Raw genomic sequence first — 16,557 nt, forward strand, 5'->3', positions numbered from 1 at the left:
TTTCCTCCTATTTATTTTCGCTCATTGTAGTTCTGGTTATTTGATGTTCTGAATTCGTTGCTAATTTATTAAGTTGATTTAGCGTTTCTTCTAAATCAAACGAATTAAACCAGCGGTAATCCTGTCTGTCTAGAATACGATAATGCTGACTAATTAGATTTTGTTGTAAGCGAAAGTTCCCTTTTTCTTGAATCTGCTTCCACCAGACTTTTCCTCCCAATGTTTTTTCTTTGAAGTTGTTAGTGCTATTGTGGGCCATTGTTTCGATTACTACTAATGGATCATCCCCAAGAGTATTCTGTAAAACTTCACTATCTCTAAACAATGCACAAATAGCAACAGTGTTGGTCCAACCTGCATTCGTTCTCCCTTTCTCAATTTGAACAAGCGTTTTTTTTGATATGCCGAGAACTTCAGCCATTTTATCTTGTGTATATCTTTTTTCAGTGCGTATTAACTTTATTTTCATTGAAATAAGTTCAATTGCATGCTCCTTATTCACTTTACTTCCCCCTCAAAAGTAACTAATGTGTTATTTAGTGTAATTTTACACTTTAATCAATTCATTTTCAACTCAATCCTCCTTAAATCTTGTAAGAAATAATTGGATAAGTCATAAAAAAGGCATTCCACAGTTATATATGAGAAGGTAACTCGACCATCGATTTCTAACCTCGATGGAGATATGTCGAGATCACATTTCATTTTAATTAAATAAAAAACCCGTGAATAATTCACGGGTTTTACTTTAATAACTAATTGCTATTGTACCTTCACCTGCATGAACCGCAAATGAAATTGGTAATGGATATAATTTGAAATCCATTTCAGGGAATGCTTGTCTAATATCTGCAATCCATTCTTCGGCTCCATCTTTATCATTAGCATGGAACATATGAAGTACTTTTGGTAATTCTTTTTCAAGTTCATTTTTAATATATTCTCGACATTTTTGGATTTTACGAACTTTCTTTTCAAGTAAAAGCTCTCCACCTTTTACTTCTAATATTAAGTTAACACTTAATAAACTTCCAAGTAAAAATTGAACTCCTTTTACACGCCCACTTGCGTAAAGGCCTTTTAAACTTTTCGGGAATACGTGGAAAGGTTTTCTTTTTTCATCTACTAATGTTTTGTGTATATCTTGTAACGTCATACCATCATTGTATAACGATTTCGCTTTTCTAATTAGTTCATCCATTGGATAACTTGTTGTTTCACTATCCAATACCGTTAATGGGAAACCTGCCATTTCTGCAGCTAACTTCATGTTTTGATAAGTTCCACTTACTTTTCCGCTAATAGCAACTGCAAATCCCTCTTCATATTCTTCTTTGCATTTCGAAAATAAATCTACCATTTCCCCTATGTTAGGCTGTGATGTAGTGACAGTTTTACCTTCATTCAAAGCATTATAAACGCGCTCACGCACACCTTCTTCACAATCTTTGTACGACACACCATCAATAATAACTTCAATTGGGATAACAAAGTTATCTCCTTCTGTTTTAAAACTCGCAGTTGTACTATCAGTAATCCAAGCAACACGCTTCATGTTGTTCCTCCCTTAATTCAATTCCTCTTTTCTAATTTTTCTATATATTTATGTTATAAAAAGAGAATATCCCTGTAATAGTAACAGGACTTTATTGTTTTGGCTATAGTAGATGTATATTAAATGTGACTATTTCTTGTCTATTTCACAAATAAAAAAGAAAATCAAGGAATTTGCTCGATTTTCTTCTTATCATATACTATTTAAAAGTTTCATTATCTAAAATTACAACATAATCATTCGTTAATCTTCCAGCTTCTTTTGTATAACTAACAAGCCTTTGTATATTATCACAGCAAATTTTTGCTCCCCATACGAGTAACGGTACGCCAATAAAATCGATATGGAACCTTCTAGAAAACAGACCACCAAAAGTCATTGGTAAAGGTACAGTTGGTGATGTATTAGAAAAAATAATTTTTTCATGACTTTGATAATGTTTTTGCAAGATTTCTCCTAAATGCTTCATCGCAGGTACAACAACTTTTGATGCGCCACATCCAATCGTATATACAGGATGACCATGTTCATCAATTCCATGAAAAATAATTTTTCCCATATCTTCTGTTTTCAATTTATTAAAGTAATCTACATTCAAAATTTCTTCTTTCGTTAACTTACGATCCGTTGGTAATTTATTTAAATGATACGCTGCAGCAAGTGAAGTTGTATGAGTACCGCCGAAGTCTGTGTAAATGTATATCATATTATCATCCCTTGTTGTAAAAGTTCAATGTTAATTAGTATTACCGTTCTTAGCAATGTTAAACAAGGGATGAATGTATTTACGCTTTTTGTGTTAATTCATTATATTTTTTCCAAATATAATAACGTCTACTAATCACGGTGCCTAATGTAATACATAAAAAGGCGTTTGTTACAACCATTAATGTCTGGTGTGTACTACCAGAAAACATACTTTGTTTAATTATAATTTTTGCTCCTAAAATAATAAGAAGGATTATTGTACTTACCCAATTTCCTTTTCGTAGTACATGACCTGTTTCACTATCTACTCGAAATGTTAAAGCTCTTCCTCGTATAATTCCAAGACCTAAGCCGATTCCAAGCATTACAACAAACAGTAGTCCTTGCAGCAAAGTTATTTGTCCCATATGAATAATGGACTGGATTGTTACAAAGCACAACAAAGCCGGAATGAGCCAAATACGGTTTATTTTCACTTTTCGTTCTTTACTTTGCATCAAAACAATAATAAGAACAACAAGTAAAATATCCATTTAGAATCCTCCTATAAACTTGTTTATCTTTAAAAATTATATTCTCCTCTTTTCATTCCATACTTGAAATACGATAGCTACTTTCAAGTGTAAGATGGAAAATGTGATTTCTCATCAGCCTTAAGCATTATTTATAAAAATAAAAAGACGTACTTTTTACTCGTACGCCTTTAATAACTCGTTTAAACTCCTATTTATCAACTAATTCCACACCTTTAGAATTAGTTTTACCCAACACTCGAATGTTAAATTTATTAATGGCTTTTAAAAAGATATTATAAATAGAATATCCAATAATAGAACCTATAACATTACAGATCACATCATCAATATCAGTAATACGTCCCACTCCACTAAATAAAGACTGAATTAATTGTAGCAATTCAATACTAACTGATATAGTAAATCCCAATAAAATAGTATTTTTGAACTTTTTATATTTATCCCATAAAATTGGTGCTAAAAATCCTAAAGGCATTAATAATAAAATATTCCCGCCTACATTTCTTACAATTAGACCAATCATAAATAGGGCATCCCCATCATAAGCACTACCAATTTGATTGATGTCTTTAATAATTGATGCAAATGGAATTATATTGACCGAGCGATTCAGATTTTCAATATTAGAAGGAAAACCGATTGGTAAAGGGAATAAAGTTACTGCAACAACCATACAAATGTAGACCACGAATAAAAAACTTATTATTTCTTTCCACCAAATCATATGTTTTTTATTTTTTGTACCAATTAATATTCCACGTACAATTAAATAACAAATAACCCCTAAAATAATAAACAAACTACCGTTGATCATATACAAATTGTTAACACATCCTTTCATATGAATTAATAATTTAAATTTACAATTATATAGTAATGTTTTTTAATTTAAAAATCCATATAAACATATGTAATTGTGCAGAATTACAAAAACCCCTTATTTAATAAATAAAGGGTTCCTCGTTAACTAAAATATTTTTCAGAACAGAAACAATCATAAACCCGTTTAAATTATTTTCGTATCTCTTCTTTTATATCCATATAATTAAAAAGCTCTTTCTATTTCTGTCATTAATTTTTCAGGTCCTGCCCCTTTATTCGATGGAATAACTAAAGTGATTCCTAATTCTGGATATATGGCCGAGCGAAAACTGACGCCTGGATCATATCCCATTACATGATATTTGAATACCTTGTTTTCTCGTGTTTCAATCCATATTCCATATCCGTAAGACTGTTTATCATTTACATGAATGTGGGGAGTTAAAAGTAACTTTGTATATTCCTTTCCTAAAATTTCATTATTAAATAGTGCCGCCCAAAATTTCAACATGTCTGGTGCAGTAACATATGCACCTCCATCAGCCCCTCCTTTTATTGGTATAGAGTAAGCGTTTGTTCTCCAATTTTGGTTGGTTTCGTCCTTTATATATCCTAGAGCTGTATGTCTTGGTAATTTATCTAACGAAAAATAGCCAGAATCATTCATGCCAATCGAATTAAAAATGTTTGTTTCTATATACTCCGTAAATTTAAGTCCCGTCTGTTCTTCTATTATTAATCCAAGTATGATAAAACCTGCGTTGTTGTAGTGAAACTTACTCCCAGGTGCAAACATCATATTACTGTTTTGGAATAATGGTAAAAAGTCTTTTAAGCTCTTTAATAGATACATAGGTGTTTGTTTCCAAAGATCCTCGAAGTTATCCATAATACTTTCATCAAAATAATCTGGTATACCAGAGCTATGCGTTAGTAGTTGATGTATTGTAATATCTTCATCGAAGTTTGGAAGTTTTATCTCTAGACAATCCTTTAATTTTGTATGAAAAGAAATAACACCTTTTTCAACAAGTTGACAGATTCCAATTGCAGTGAAAATTTTACATCCTGAGGCAATGCCAAATCTTGTTTGTATCGTATTGTTTATACATTCACTTTGGTTTGCGTAACCCATTGCTTTTTCATAGATTATGTCTTTTTCTTTTTTTACTAAAACTACCCCAGAGAAATCTATTTTCTTTTGTATTTCTTTTACAATTTTATTAATTTCATCTTTTGTTTTTATCACAACAACCACCCTTATCTTTCGGTATTGTTCTTTCCCCTTATTAAATACGATAAATTGTTAATGAGAACACAAAGTTCATTTCGAATGTATTCCGCTATTTGTGGGCAGTAGGACCCCCATCTCAAAATTCAGCGAAAGCAAAGAAGTTAAGTGGGGACCCTGCTGCCCGTAAAAGCCCGATTGGTGAGGGCTGATAATCAGTGGGGGATGCCCCCTGATTAAAGTTTCACTTTATTGATTCAGTAGAATACAACTTAGATTGTGATGGGAATAAAGTAAACACACACAAGACGATAGTAATAAATAACATGATCAATGAACCTACAATAACTACAAGTTGTATAGAAATGAACTGAGTCGCAACACCAGATAATATTGTAATAAAGATTGTTACTAACGCAATAACAAGTCCATATATACTTCCGATCCGTCCCATTATATGAACGGGAACGTTATTTTGGTAAAACGTATAAAATCCTGTATTTGCATATGCCATAGAGAAAGATAAAATAAAGAATCCAATAGCAGCTATTAAAAATATATTTGAAAAAGCATAAATTAAATAACCAATTGCGATGAATAATGATCCTATTCCAATTAGAAATGAATGTGCTAATTTCTTTGACAAAATTGTATTTGTTATGGCACCTAAAATAAATCCTGCACCAGCTATACTAACTAGAAAACCATATTCACTATCTGTTAGTAGTAATACCTCTTTCGCAAACGATAGTTCAAGTGAATCAGTAGCAGTTGCTAATACGAACATACTTTGAAATAAGAAATACACACATACGACATACACATGTTTTCTACTAAAATTTATAACAGTGTTCCAATCTTTTTTTAATACTGTAAGAGATAATGTATTACTTGTTGTATCCGAAGCTTCTTTCTTATCAAGATTAGGTAAAAGTAATGTAATTAATCCTGATAAGAGAAATGCTATAGCATTCATATATATAGCAAACTCAGGTGTACTCGCAATTAATAAAACCCCTGCTATCGCTGGACCAATTAAAAATGCACCAGATCCTATTAAACTGCGTAATGAGTTGAAACGTTGTCTTTGCTCTACTGGAATTAATTTCGTCATATACGTCATAGCAGTTGGCTCATAAATTGCACTGGCCATACTTATAAAGAATACGAATACATAAACAATCCAAAGTGACGGAAGTAAAGGTAAAATAGCGATAAATAACGCACGATATATATCGAGGTGAATCATTAATTTCCGTTTATTTAAACGATCAATCATACTCCCAGACCAAGCGTTTGTAAATAAAGTGGCTAATGGTTTTATTACATATAAAGTAGCAACAGCTAAGGCTGAGCCACCCATATTATAGACAAGTACATTCAGTGCTATTAAGTAAATCCATGCCCCTAAATTCGCAATACCAACTCCGGACAATAGTAATAAAGGATATTTCCAATCTTTAAGTAAATTTTTCATTTTTGGCCCCCGCTTTCAAAATTGTTTTACAACAATAAAAAAATCCCACCCCCAAGACTTTTAATCTTAGGGACGAGATTTATCATCGCGGTGCCACCCTAGTTTGTTAATATGTCACCATACTAACCTTATCAGGTACTGCATTCTAATTCATGCTTATACCATAGCTCTATAACGGGAGCTCCCGTCACACCATCCCCTAATAATAGGTTCCGATATGCTGCTCAGAGGCTTGGTTCAATAAAGAATTTTTACTCCTTTTCAGCTACATGGAGCTCTCTGTGAAAAATTCATTTTATTTACTCTTCTCTTCACTGCATTTATTTTTTCCATATTATCACATATGAATTTAACTGTAAATAAACAATAATCAGATATTTAACAACGTGTCACTTTTAGTTCTTTTATTTATTATTTTTTCTAAAAATTACGGTGCGTGAAATTACTCGCAACTCTAACGAAAGAGCTATTTGCATATAGCTCCTTCCAAATGCCTGGATTAATTCGTATTCGCCTCTGTTAACGGTTGTAACGGCGGTTCTAATTCTAGTTCTAGTGTATCTCCTTCTTGTAAATCTTGTCCTTTTTCAATACTTTGACTCGTTACATAACCCGTACCAGAAGTTTTCAAATCTAATTTCAAAAGTTTAGAGAAATACATAACATCACGCATGGACCACCCTTTTACATTTGGCATTTGTGCGTTATTCCCTAATAAAAATATACGATCACCTTCACTTATTACCTCGCCAGACTGTGGATATTGTTTTATTATTTTTCCTTCTCCTAAAATTACCGGCTGTAGCTTCTCTTTTTCTACACTTTTCTCTATTGTATCCATCGATTGATTTACATAATTTTGTACTTTTAATTGAGATTGTTTTGCTGCATCAGCTATTTGTTTTTCTGTATACGGTTTCACCTTTAAATATTCAAGGCTGTTTTTTATAACAGGTTTAAATATTTCAGCAAGAGGCTGAGCTCCATACTCATCTCCTTTTAACTTTGGCTGCTTAATAGCTAAGTATACGATTAACTCCGGATCATCAATTGGAGCCATTCCTAAAAAGGAGAAAATGTAATTCTCTTTCCCTTCCATATATCGGCCGTTTTCAGGATTCGGGATTTGTGCTGTTCCTGTCTTACCTCCAATTGGATAACCATCTACTTTATACATTGTACCAGTTCCTTTTGAAGATGTTATAACACGCTCCATTAAGCTTCTAACCTTGTCCGCTGTTTCTTTTTTTATCGGATTCCCAATTTCTTTCGGTTGATTTTCCATAATAACTTCTTTGTTTGTTGGATTTACAACTTTATCAACGATATATGGTTGCATCATTTTCCCGTCATTTGCTATAGCAGTAGCCGCTTGGATTAATTGAATCGGAGTTACTGTAGAACCTTGACCAAAAGAAGTTGTAACCTGTTGAATTTGTGTATTTAATAATAAAGTATTTTTCCTTTCTCCAGGTAAATCTATCCCTGTTTTTTGATTGAATCCAAATTTATTCATATATTGCTTAAATTTATTTGGTTTCAGTAACTGATCTTCTAAAATAGAAAAAGCTACGTTTGATGACCTTTCAAATCCTTCATCAAATGTAATTGATCCCCATCCAAATCCACCATTATGGTCTTTTATATCAGATGAACCAACGGAATATTTTCCAGATTGAAAATATTCTTTTCCGTTATATACACCTTCATTAATGGCAGCTGCTAACGTAAAAACTTTCATTGTTGAACCTGGTTCATATGCATTTGCAATCGGGTCATTTAAAAAGTATTCGATATCACCTACATTAGGATTGTAACTAGGTTTACTAGACATTGCTAAAACCTTTCCTGTTTTTGGATCAGCAATAATGCCAATTAACATAGAAGGATCATAATGTTCTTGCGCTTTGTTCATCGCTTCTTCTAAAAAGCTATTAATTTGTTTATCAAGCGTTAAATATACGTTATTCCCATTTTTAGCTGGTTCTACTTTACCTATATCATTCGTAAGCGGAATCCCCCTTCGTGTACCCACATATTCTATATTCCCGTTTGTAGAGCGCAAATATTTATCCAAACTCTTTTCAAGCCCAAACTTCCCTTCCGTATTCCCTTTATCATCTGGTCTAGCAAAACCAAGTATATAGGATGCAAAGTCTTCATTCGGATATACTCTTGCTTTTTCCGACATAAAAGATACACCTGGTATTTTTAAATCATTAATTTTTTCCTTCTTTTCCCTAGATAAGTTCCGACCAATTTTCCCAATTTCAACTTGCGTACGCCCTTCATGAAAGTTTTTTAATACTTCTTCTTTATCAATTTCAAGCGCATCGGCTAATTGTTGTGCGGTTTCATCTTTATTTTTCACTTTATCTTTTCCTTTTAAATTCACAACAACTCGATACGTTGTAGAATCTTGTACTAACACCTTTCCGCTTTGATCATAGATAGTGCCACGATTCGCTTCTAAAACACCTTTTTTATTATGTTGTTCATTCGCGAGATCCTTTACATTCACATTATGCACGACTCCTACTGCCTGAATATAGAATATACGCAAAATCATAATAAGAAACAAAACAATAAAAGCAATCATCATATATCGAGCGCCTTTATTCGTTTGGAGTTTTTGCATACTTATCTCCTCTCTTTTGGAATGGATTCGTACGAAGATCCGTTTTAAAATTTGTAGTTTTTGTTTGCGATACTATATGTTTCGAAGTTTTCTTTTTAATTCCTTTAAAACAATGCAAAACTAACTGTTGTTATTTTGTGTCATTATTTTATATATTTTAAATACGGTGCGTGAAATTTCAGAATATTAATTAGTACAACTTGATTACAGAGCACTCTAAACTCTTTTCGTATTTCCTATAAAAAAATTCCCCTCTGGATGTCCAAAGGGGAATTTTTTTAGGAAAATTATGCGATATGGTTATATTTCGCTAAGAAAGGAATTCGTCTCGCTACTAATGCATACATTTTGAATACAAGTTTCGCTATTGGTTCAAACATACGTGTACTTTGCATTACTAAAGCGCTCGTAATAAGTGTTAAGAATGCTGCACCAAGTATATCTAAAGGATAATGAACACCTACGTACATACGTGATATACCGACTATTACTGCCCATAATAGCGCGATATATTTCAGTTTTTCTCCTCTAAGAATAAATACGAAGGCGATTGAAAATACAAGTACAGAATGATCACTAACGAATGATGAATCTGCTGCATGTGGTACTAATTGATGTACATCATGTGATACGAACGGACGCGGATGGTAATATACCGCGTGTATAAGAACATTTACTAATAATGCAATAATAACCGAAAGCGTCGTATATAAAACTGTATATTGTTTTCTAATTGCCTTTTCTTTCTTTCCATTATTAAACCATAAGATAAACATAAATAGAACGGCTACGTATGCAGCGCTATTTGTAATAGCAATCATTAACGTATCTAATAGTTTGGATGAATCAGCAAAATTATTAAACCACTGAAATACTGTGTAATTCATTAAACTCTCTCCTTACATACAAGTGTTCTTGATTTACACAGTATACAATACCATTATGAAAATAGGCTTAAACTTTTTTCATCTAATTCTCATTTTACTATTACTCATGTGACAATTATTAAACAAATTTTATACGCTATTTATGTATAAAGCCGGTAAGCCTTTATAATAAGGCGGTTCGTATTTTTTTCATGTTTGAAATACATAACATATTCATTTAAATATACTAATTGCAAAATCATATTTTTTAATTCATTTGAAGTACAATATTTCCGAATTGTTCCCCATGTTCCATACGGCTTAGTGCTCGAATTGCTTCTTCTAACGAGTAAACCTTATCAATAATTGGTTTAATTTGATATTTTTCAATAAACTTTATCATCTCATTAAATTCCTCACGGCTACCCATGGATGTTCCCATAATATCAATTTGATTATAAAATAATGCGCGTAATGGTAATTCAATTTTATCTCCTGAGCTTGCACCAAAATTCACGATTCTTCCATTTGGTTTTAATACATCAAAATATTTCAAGAAAGTTGCCGGGCCTATACTATCTATTATTAAATCTACTTTTTCACCTTGTAAGCTCTCTTCCCAATTTCCGGTACTATTAAAAGAAATATCTGCACCATATTTTTCAGCAAGTTCCCTTTTATTCTCTACCCTTGAAGTAACACTCACTTTTGCGCCGATTGCTTTCGCGAATAACATGGCAAATGTAGCTACACCACCTCCTATTCCCGGAATTAAAACATGTTCACCGCACTTCAATCTACCCTTTGTAAAAAGTGCTCTATATGCTGTTAATGCGGATAAAGATAAAACACCTGATTCTTCCCAAGTAAGATATGCCGGCTTTTCTACTACATTTTCAGCCGGTACAATTACATATTCAGCAAACGTTCCATCTTTCGGTCCACCTAGCACTTCCGGTAACTCCGGTACTTCAGTAGCATGTTCCCATCCAATACTAGGATTAATAATAACTTCTGTATGTAGTGTAATATTTGAAACTCCTTCTCCTATTTCTGTAACAATTCCTGAGCCATCTGACCCTATTACTAATGGTAGATCCATTTCTTTTCTATTGTTTATAATAAATAAATCCCTATGATTTAACCCTGCAGCTTTTAACTTTATTTTTACTTCACCTGCATTAGGACTTATCTCAGGTGAAAATTTATATTCTAACCCCTCTAATCCTTTTTCATATTGATGTACAATAGCTTTCATTGCTTAATTCCCCCTTAATATTTCCAATGTACTAGAAATATCAAAATAAATAAAATAGTTTGCCTCCAATAATTAGAAATTATATATTTTGTCATGAAAAAAACAAAAAATCCTCTCCCTATAAAAAGTATAGGAAGAGGTTTCAAAACTAGTTAGATAAGAATCTATAAATTTATTGAATTCTAGCCAATTCTAATATTTTTCGAATAAATGGCGCTTTTGCCTTTGTATATGAAACACGATCAAAAGCATATGTAATAGCAAGCCTCTCTTTTAATTCTCTATATTCTTTACGTGCCCATTCATGGCTTATTAGAAAGTCACGAAATAAAATATTGTTTCTCCACTCATCACTATTATAAATATAAATATGCAAATGATGAGTACCCGCTCTCCATTTTCCCTTTCTAAAAAAACGCCAATTGGTTGCATCTTTTGGAACATACTCATATCCAATTTCCGATAGAACTTCAATCCAGTTTTCAGTAATTTGTAAGTCTGTTACGCCAATCATCATATCAATAAGAGGTTTAGCTCCTAATCCTTCTACTGCTGTGCTTCCTATATGTTCAACAGCAATTATTTCTTGTCCTAACAAGGAACAGAATTTCTCTTTTTCTTTTATATACTCTTCAACCCAGTCTTTTTGATATGCTTTAATAACAATTTGTTGATCCATTGTATTCACCTCTTTATAAGTGTTTATCATTATATTTATAAAATTTTATATTATTAGCATAGGATTTCCATAAAATATGTCGAATAGTGGAATGTACAACTTAATTATATTAAATGTGAGGTAATCTATGAAAGATAATTCCGTCGAAATTCAGTTAAATAGTGTAACATTCCAATTAAAAGAATATCATAATTTTGATTGGCTTATTAAATTAGGAACCGTATTTGCAGTTTTTGACCAGCAAGACTCAGGTAATATAAGTTTTGGTGTAGAAAAAGATGGTCACAAGAAATTTATCAAATACGCAGGAGCACAAACAATTGCATATGAAGGAACAACGGGTGATGCTATTAAAAGGCTAAAAAATTCAGTTACTATCTATGAAGATTTAAAGCATGAATCGCTCATAAGACTAATTGATCATTTTCCAGTTCAATCTGGATATGTATTAATTTTCGATTGGTTTGATGGTGAATGTCTTCATTCGCATTGGAGTTTCCCACCTCCTGAAAAATATAAAAATCCAAACTCACCATTTTATAAATTTAGGCATTTATCTGCTATAGAACGAATTCATTCCTTACATTCCATTTTTTCTTTCCATACTTATGTAGAAAAGAAAAACTATGTAGCAATAGATTTTTATGACGGTAGTATTTTATATAATTTTAATACAAACGAAACAAAAATTTGTGATATAGATTTATACAGTAAGAAACCTTACATAAATAAAATGGGCCGGCTATGGGGTTCCTCCCGTTTTATGTCACCAGAGGAATTTGAACTAAACGCAACAATCGATGAAAGAACAAATGTATTTAATATGGGAGCAATGGCTTTCTCACTTTTAGGCGGTGAAAAAGATCGTTCTTTTATAAAATGGGAAGCAAGTAAGGAATTATATGAGGTAGCGTATCGTGCTGTAAATAAAAATCGTGCAGAACGGTATGCATCAGTTACAGCATTTTACGAAGCATGGTTAAAAGCAGCTAACGCAGAAAAGATATAACCCTAAATTATTAAAAGAAATATAGAGTTTATACTATACTTGTTTTGTTTTCTTTGCTATTGCAAACTTCAAAAAAGCTGCAAGTAGGAGGAGGAGCGGTATTCCCTGAATAAAGAGAAATCCTCCAAAAAAATCAAGCGTAGTGCTATATGGAGAGTCTGTTGCCATCACACCTACAAATAAAGCCATTGGACTTGTGAGTAGATTTATCCCTAAACAGATCATTATCAATGATCTGTTTTTAGCCTTAATTTTTGATGAACCAGACAAGAAAAATAAAAATATCGCAGTACCAAATATAAGAAACAGTGTTACATAAAAACTTACCATAATATCCCTCCATGAATCTAATTGTACCATTAGCAAGGACAAATTTGAATAAATAGGATATTTATGTAAGTCAGATATAGTGTCTCTTTATCAGTGGTAAGAAAAGAGTGGATCCCTACTCTCTCACAAGGAATCCACTCTTTCTATTTCTACAACTCTATTTATATACGTTCCTCTTTTTGTCCTTACGAGAACTGCCATCACTAGATCATTAACATAATTATCTTTAGCGGAAGTTAAAGGTTTTTATTTTCTTGCTCAATTAAAGCACCTGTTAGTTAAAGATTATGGATAATTAATTTGAAAGTTTTTTATCTAAATACACCTTTTCTTTTGGAAAGCCAATCTTCTAAGGCATCTTCGTGTAGTTTTGTGAATAATTTTGGTATTTGGTCTATTGGGAAGTATTTTAAATCCAAAGTCTCAATACCATCTACAGTAAGTTCTCCACCAATTGGCTTACATTGAAAACAATGAGTGATAGTCTGAGCTTTATCTCCGTTCGGAAACTCACCAGAATATTTAGAGTAGACACCTATAAGATGTTCAACTTCAACATTTAATCCTGTCTCCTCAAATATTTCTCGTTTAGCGGTTTCTTCAAGAGATTCTCCAAGTTCCATAGCACCACCTGGAAGACCCCATTCATTTCTATCTCCCCGTTTTTGTAAAAGAATTTCATTTCGTTCGTTATAAACAATACCTCCAGCAAAATTAAGAAATATTAAATCATGCCCTACTTTTCCCCGGATATAACGAATGTAGTCCTTATTTGTAGTCATAAATCCCCTCCTAATTTATATATAAAATACAAATTAATTATATATAAAGATAGAAGAAAATGGTAACAAAAATGATAATATTCCTTATTCTCATAAGGGATTTGCCCTTTACTTTTTATCAATCTATGCGTTTATTAACCATTCTATTCCAATACCTTCATTTCCCAAATCCCCTTTCAAAATAAAGAGAACACCATTTCTTAAAACAATTTTATCGCAGTTCTAAAAATTAGTGTCCTCTAGTTTTCTAGCCGGACTATATTCTATTTTCAAGCTCATTTCTATCTCCCCATGAATAAAACTCAACGTTCTGTTTATACTACAACTACATCTAGAGACACATCACTGTTTAGAGCGGCTAGGTTTTGTTAGCTGCTCTTTTGTGTTTTACACAAATAAAATCAATAACTCAGCATATAATATCTATGTAGCTAGACTATTACCTCTGTATCGAGCAGTTAGGCTGGGCTAACTGCTCTTTTATTTATGACAAAATAAAACTTTTAAACAGAATTACTTTCGTATAACATTTTCAATCTCGCTTACACTATAACTGTAACTTTAAATTACACATCTATTACTTGTAGGGCCTAATTTTCTTTTGTGGAACAGGTGGTTAGCTCATAAAGTTAACCACTTTGTTGCGCTAAATATTTTTTATTTCTCAATACTTAATTCCTGGAATTAATTCTCATTTATCGGTATTAAACTATTGACATTAATTTTCCTCATATGCAATTTTTGAAAAGGCCTTTTCTCTCACATTAGGCTCTTTTATTTATTAAAAAAAGATTATTTTATATAGATTACTATAAGCATCCATAAAGCCAAAGCACCAATGATAGCGAGTACTATACGTGTAGATAGTATCCTTACTTCAAAGTCTGTTTTCTTGGAGGGTTCAGGATATGCAATTATGTAAATTCCCTTTAATAATGCAAGCCATGCAATAACCGTTAGGAATCCCTGCCAGTTGAATACCCATACATTATGTAGAATTACAGTACCTAATCCTAGGAAAATTGATAGAAAACCATACATAATACCAAACCCTCTGTCTTCAACCACTAATTTTTTTAAGTCACGTAGCTCCGATGGACGGACGAAAAGTATTCCCGATACGATAACCGTCATCCATCCCCAGAACAGCCCTAAAAAAGTACTAGTTTCCATTATTATTTCACTCCCCTCAATTATATTTATATTTCAGATATTCCTTCCTTTAGAACAATTCCAGCACTTTTATGTGTAGGTTAAAGTCTGCTCTTTTTTAATACAAACATTCCGTATTCAATACCCATACTTAATCACACCATTTCTCTACAAAATGAAATTTTTATTAATCTTCCTCATCTCCGTAACAGTTATATAATTCCTAGCATTCTTCCGACTTGCTATTCTACTTTGATTCACTGGTCTTGTATAAAAACGAACTGTTGCATGAAGTACGATCATATACTCAGCGCACTCCTGTATAGTTCCAATCCATAGAAATGATTCACTTTTATAAACGACGTACTCCTTTACGTTCAATGTTCATTCTCCCTTTTGATTAAAATAGCGCTTTTATTAAAAGTTTCTATCTTTATCATTCCCTATCCGCTTCTACTGTGCCAAAGCTTGTACTATTTGCATACGCTATTAATAAGTAAGAAGATAGGAGGTGTAAATAGAATGTCTTGCATTATCACAGGGTTAATGTATAGGGATACCACCAGCATTTTGCAAAATACCCTACGCTATGCGGAAAAATAAAATAAGCTGCCCATATGGACAGCTTATTTACATAATTATCGATTATTGGTAGTTAATACATCTAGAAGTCTACAAAAATATCCTCCAGTTAAGTACTCTGAAGGATATTCATATTTACATAATTATTCTTAAAAGAAGCCACACGAAATGAAACCTCGTTAGCTCCCAAAAGGCTTACTCTTATCTATTAATAACTGTACATCGTCTTGCTCCTCTACAGATTAAACGCTCGGCTTCTCTTAATGAAATTGGAACAAGTACAGCTTCATCAACATCGTCTTCTACATCAAAAACCGCAAATGCTTCCCCACCCACGATTAAAACACAAATGAATTCTACTTCTAAATCATCATGAGACCTAGGAATACAATTAGAAATAGTACAACGTTGAATACCCCCAGCTAACAATGTTCTAGCTTCTTGCTCAGATATTCGAATAAAAACAAATTCCTCTATGGCTACATTTCCAACTTCCACTTCAATTTCTACTAGAAGAAAGAATCTGTTTCTAATTCTCACTATACAATTTGCCCCAATTGAAATAATATCTTCATTCATTCTTTTCACCTCCTTTAATACTATAAAATGCATAAAGAGGTGAAATGGTGTGGACAAGCAAATAAAAGAGTTGTTTTTTTGAAATGTGAGACATCAGTTTACAACTATCATCAAAAAAAGAAATATACAAAATTAGTTAACATAACGCCTCATTATCGGTAGCAAGGAAAAGAGAGCAAACTGTACTCTCACCAAAGAACCTTCTTTTTTTTGCTCTATGGATCTATACATTTTTTATACATGCCTATCCTAACGCGGTTTTAGGGGGTTTGTTTGTTACTGGAACTGTATAAAATCTTGCATACTCTTAACGTAGTTTTTTTCCAAAATGCTGTGATACCCCTAGATTTTTT

17 protein-coding genes and 1 other annotated feature are annotated in these 16,557 nt (G+C 32.4%); of the genes, 1 reads left to right on the top strand and 16 read right to left on the bottom strand.

Annotated elements, in window-relative coordinates; genetic code table 11:
* Positions 1–7: 7 nt before the first annotated feature.
* The 11 genes from DN400_RS16990 to DN400_RS17040 form a co-directional block, all read right to left on the bottom strand.
* Entirely contained in the window at positions 8–502 is a 495-nt protein-coding gene (locus DN400_RS16990) for a helix-turn-helix transcriptional regulator (protein WP_001031006.1), read from the bottom strand.
* Between the two features lie 246 nt (positions 503–748).
* Complete coding sequence (locus DN400_RS16995; RefSeq protein WP_061660854.1) at positions 749–1,555, bottom strand: DegV family protein; 807 nt, start codon at positions 1,553–1,555, stop codon at positions 749–751.
* A gap of 199 nt (positions 1,556–1,754) precedes the next feature.
* Positions 1,755–2,261 carry a DUF3189 family protein gene (locus DN400_RS17000; protein WP_000639421.1) on the bottom strand — a complete coding sequence of 169 codons (507 nt, stop codon included), beginning with the start codon at positions 2,259–2,261 and terminating at the stop codon, positions 1,755–1,757.
* Positions 2,262–2,340: 79 nt separating this feature from the next.
* Complete coding sequence (locus DN400_RS17005; RefSeq protein WP_061660853.1) at positions 2,341–2,796, bottom strand: CcdC protein domain-containing protein; 456 nt, start codon at positions 2,794–2,796, stop codon at positions 2,341–2,343.
* Positions 2,797–2,986: 190 nt separating this feature from the next.
* Complete coding sequence (locus tag DN400_RS17010; protein WP_061660852.1) at positions 2,987–3,619, bottom strand: VanZ family protein; 633 nt, start codon at positions 3,617–3,619, stop codon at positions 2,987–2,989.
* Between the two features lie 225 nt (positions 3,620–3,844).
* A complete protein-coding gene (locus DN400_RS17015) occupies positions 3,845–4,870 on the bottom strand; it encodes a serine hydrolase domain-containing protein (protein WP_072938596.1) in 1,026 nt (341 codons plus the stop codon).
* Between the two features lie 226 nt (positions 4,871–5,096).
* Positions 5,097–6,329: an MFS transporter gene (locus DN400_RS17020; RefSeq protein WP_072938593.1), complete on the bottom strand. Its 1,233-nt coding sequence runs from the start codon at positions 6,327–6,329 to the stop codon at positions 5,097–5,099.
* Between the two features lie 65 nt (positions 6,330–6,394).
* Positions 6,395–6,653: a binding site (T-box leader), on the bottom strand.
* Between the two features lie 175 nt (positions 6,654–6,828).
* Positions 6,829–8,967 carry a penicillin-binding protein gene (locus DN400_RS17025; RefSeq protein ID WP_098256185.1) on the bottom strand — a complete coding sequence of 713 codons (2,139 nt, stop codon included), beginning with the start codon at positions 8,965–8,967 and terminating at the stop codon, positions 6,829–6,831.
* A 287-nt stretch (positions 8,968–9,254) separates the two neighbouring features.
* Positions 9,255–9,854, bottom strand: coding sequence for an undecaprenyl-diphosphatase (locus DN400_RS17030; RefSeq protein ID WP_001110122.1), 600 nt, complete (start codon positions 9,852–9,854; stop codon positions 9,255–9,257).
* Between the two features lie 247 nt (positions 9,855–10,101).
* Positions 10,102–11,091 carry a zinc-binding dehydrogenase gene (locus tag DN400_RS17035; RefSeq protein ID WP_000644511.1) on the bottom strand — a complete coding sequence of 330 codons (990 nt, stop codon included), beginning with the start codon at positions 11,089–11,091 and terminating at the stop codon, positions 10,102–10,104.
* Positions 11,092–11,263: 172 nt separating this feature from the next.
* Positions 11,264–11,770 (bottom strand): GrpB family protein, encoded by a 507-nt coding sequence (locus tag DN400_RS17040; RefSeq protein WP_000372679.1) that lies wholly within the window; start codon positions 11,768–11,770, stop codon positions 11,264–11,266.
* A 127-nt stretch (positions 11,771–11,897) separates the two neighbouring features.
* Here DN400_RS17040 and DN400_RS17045 point away from each other — a divergent pair, with 127 nt between their 5' ends.
* Positions 11,898–12,779, top strand: coding sequence for a protein kinase domain-containing protein (locus DN400_RS17045; protein ID WP_098256186.1), 882 nt, complete (start codon positions 11,898–11,900; stop codon positions 12,777–12,779).
* Between the two features lie 33 nt (positions 12,780–12,812).
* Here DN400_RS17045 and DN400_RS17050 read toward each other — a convergent pair whose 3' ends face one another.
* The 5 genes from DN400_RS17050 to DN400_RS17070 all read right to left on the bottom strand — a co-directional run bounded on the left by DN400_RS17050 (position 12,813) and on the right by DN400_RS17070 (position 16,204).
* Positions 12,813–13,109: a hypothetical protein gene (locus DN400_RS17050; RefSeq protein WP_098256187.1), complete on the bottom strand. Its 297-nt coding sequence runs from the start codon at positions 13,107–13,109 to the stop codon at positions 12,813–12,815.
* A gap of 311 nt (positions 13,110–13,420) precedes the next feature.
* Positions 13,421–13,891, bottom strand: a complete 471-nt coding sequence (locus DN400_RS17055) for an NUDIX hydrolase (protein WP_000210489.1) — start codon at positions 13,889–13,891, stop codon at positions 13,421–13,423.
* Positions 13,892–14,683: 792 nt separating this feature from the next.
* Positions 14,684–15,064 (bottom strand): hypothetical protein, encoded by a 381-nt coding sequence (locus DN400_RS17060; protein WP_147801770.1) that lies wholly within the window; start codon positions 15,062–15,064, stop codon positions 14,684–14,686.
* 147 nt (positions 15,065–15,211) lie between these two features.
* A complete protein-coding gene (locus DN400_RS17065; protein WP_065228915.1) occupies positions 15,212–15,424 on the bottom strand; it encodes a hypothetical protein in 213 nt (70 codons plus the stop codon).
* A 402-nt stretch (positions 15,425–15,826) separates the two neighbouring features.
* On the bottom strand, positions 15,827–16,204 hold the full coding sequence (locus DN400_RS17070) for a hypothetical protein (protein ID WP_001001284.1): 378 nt from the start codon (positions 16,202–16,204) through the stop codon (positions 15,827–15,829).
* Positions 16,205–16,557 lie beyond the last annotated feature (353 nt).

The sequence above is a fragment of the Bacillus sp. AR8-1 genome, assembly GCF_008042345.1.
Classification (GTDB): domain Bacteria; phylum Bacillota; class Bacilli; order Bacillales; family Bacillaceae_G; genus Bacillus_A; species Bacillus_A cereus.

Bases quoted from the DNA above. Each gene is read 5' to 3' on its own strand.
- DN400_RS17020 (WP_072938593.1), bottom strand. From the start codon at position 6,329: ATGAAAAATTTACTTAAAGATTGGAAATATCCTTTATTACTATTGTCC.
- DN400_RS17025 (WP_098256185.1), bottom strand. From the start codon at position 8,967: ATGCAAAAACTCCAAACGAATAAAGGCGCTCGATATATGATGATTGCT.
- DN400_RS17000 (WP_000639421.1), bottom strand. From the start codon at position 2,261: ATGATATACATTTACACAGACTTCGGCGGTACTCATACAACTTCACTT.
- DN400_RS17030 (WP_001110122.1), bottom strand. From the start codon at position 9,854: ATGAATTACACAGTATTTCAGTGGTTTAATAATTTTGCTGATTCATCC.
- DN400_RS16995 (WP_061660854.1), bottom strand. From the start codon at position 1,555: ATGAAGCGTGTTGCTTGGATTACTGATAGTACAACTGCGAGTTTTAAA.
- DN400_RS17060 (WP_147801770.1), bottom strand. From the start codon at position 15,064: ATGGAAACTAGTACTTTTTTAGGGCTGTTCTGGGGATGGATGACGGTT.
- DN400_RS17040 (WP_000372679.1), bottom strand. From the start codon at position 11,770: ATGGATCAACAAATTGTTATTAAAGCATATCAAAAAGACTGGGTTGAA.
- DN400_RS17045 (WP_098256186.1), top strand. From the start codon at position 11,898: ATGAAAGATAATTCCGTCGAAATTCAGTTAAATAGTGTAACATTCCAA.
- DN400_RS17070 (WP_001001284.1), bottom strand. From the start codon at position 16,204: ATGAATGAAGATATTATTTCAATTGGGGCAAATTGTATAGTGAGAATT.
- DN400_RS17055 (WP_000210489.1), bottom strand. From the start codon at position 13,891: ATGACTACAAATAAGGACTACATTCGTTATATCCGGGGAAAAGTAGGG.
- DN400_RS17005 (WP_061660853.1), bottom strand. From the start codon at position 2,796: ATGGATATTTTACTTGTTGTTCTTATTATTGTTTTGATGCAAAGTAAA.
- DN400_RS17050 (WP_098256187.1), bottom strand. From the start codon at position 13,109: ATGGTAAGTTTTTATGTAACACTGTTTCTTATATTTGGTACTGCGATA.
- DN400_RS17035 (WP_000644511.1), bottom strand. From the start codon at position 11,091: ATGAAAGCTATTGTACATCAATATGAAAAAGGATTAGAGGGGTTAGAA.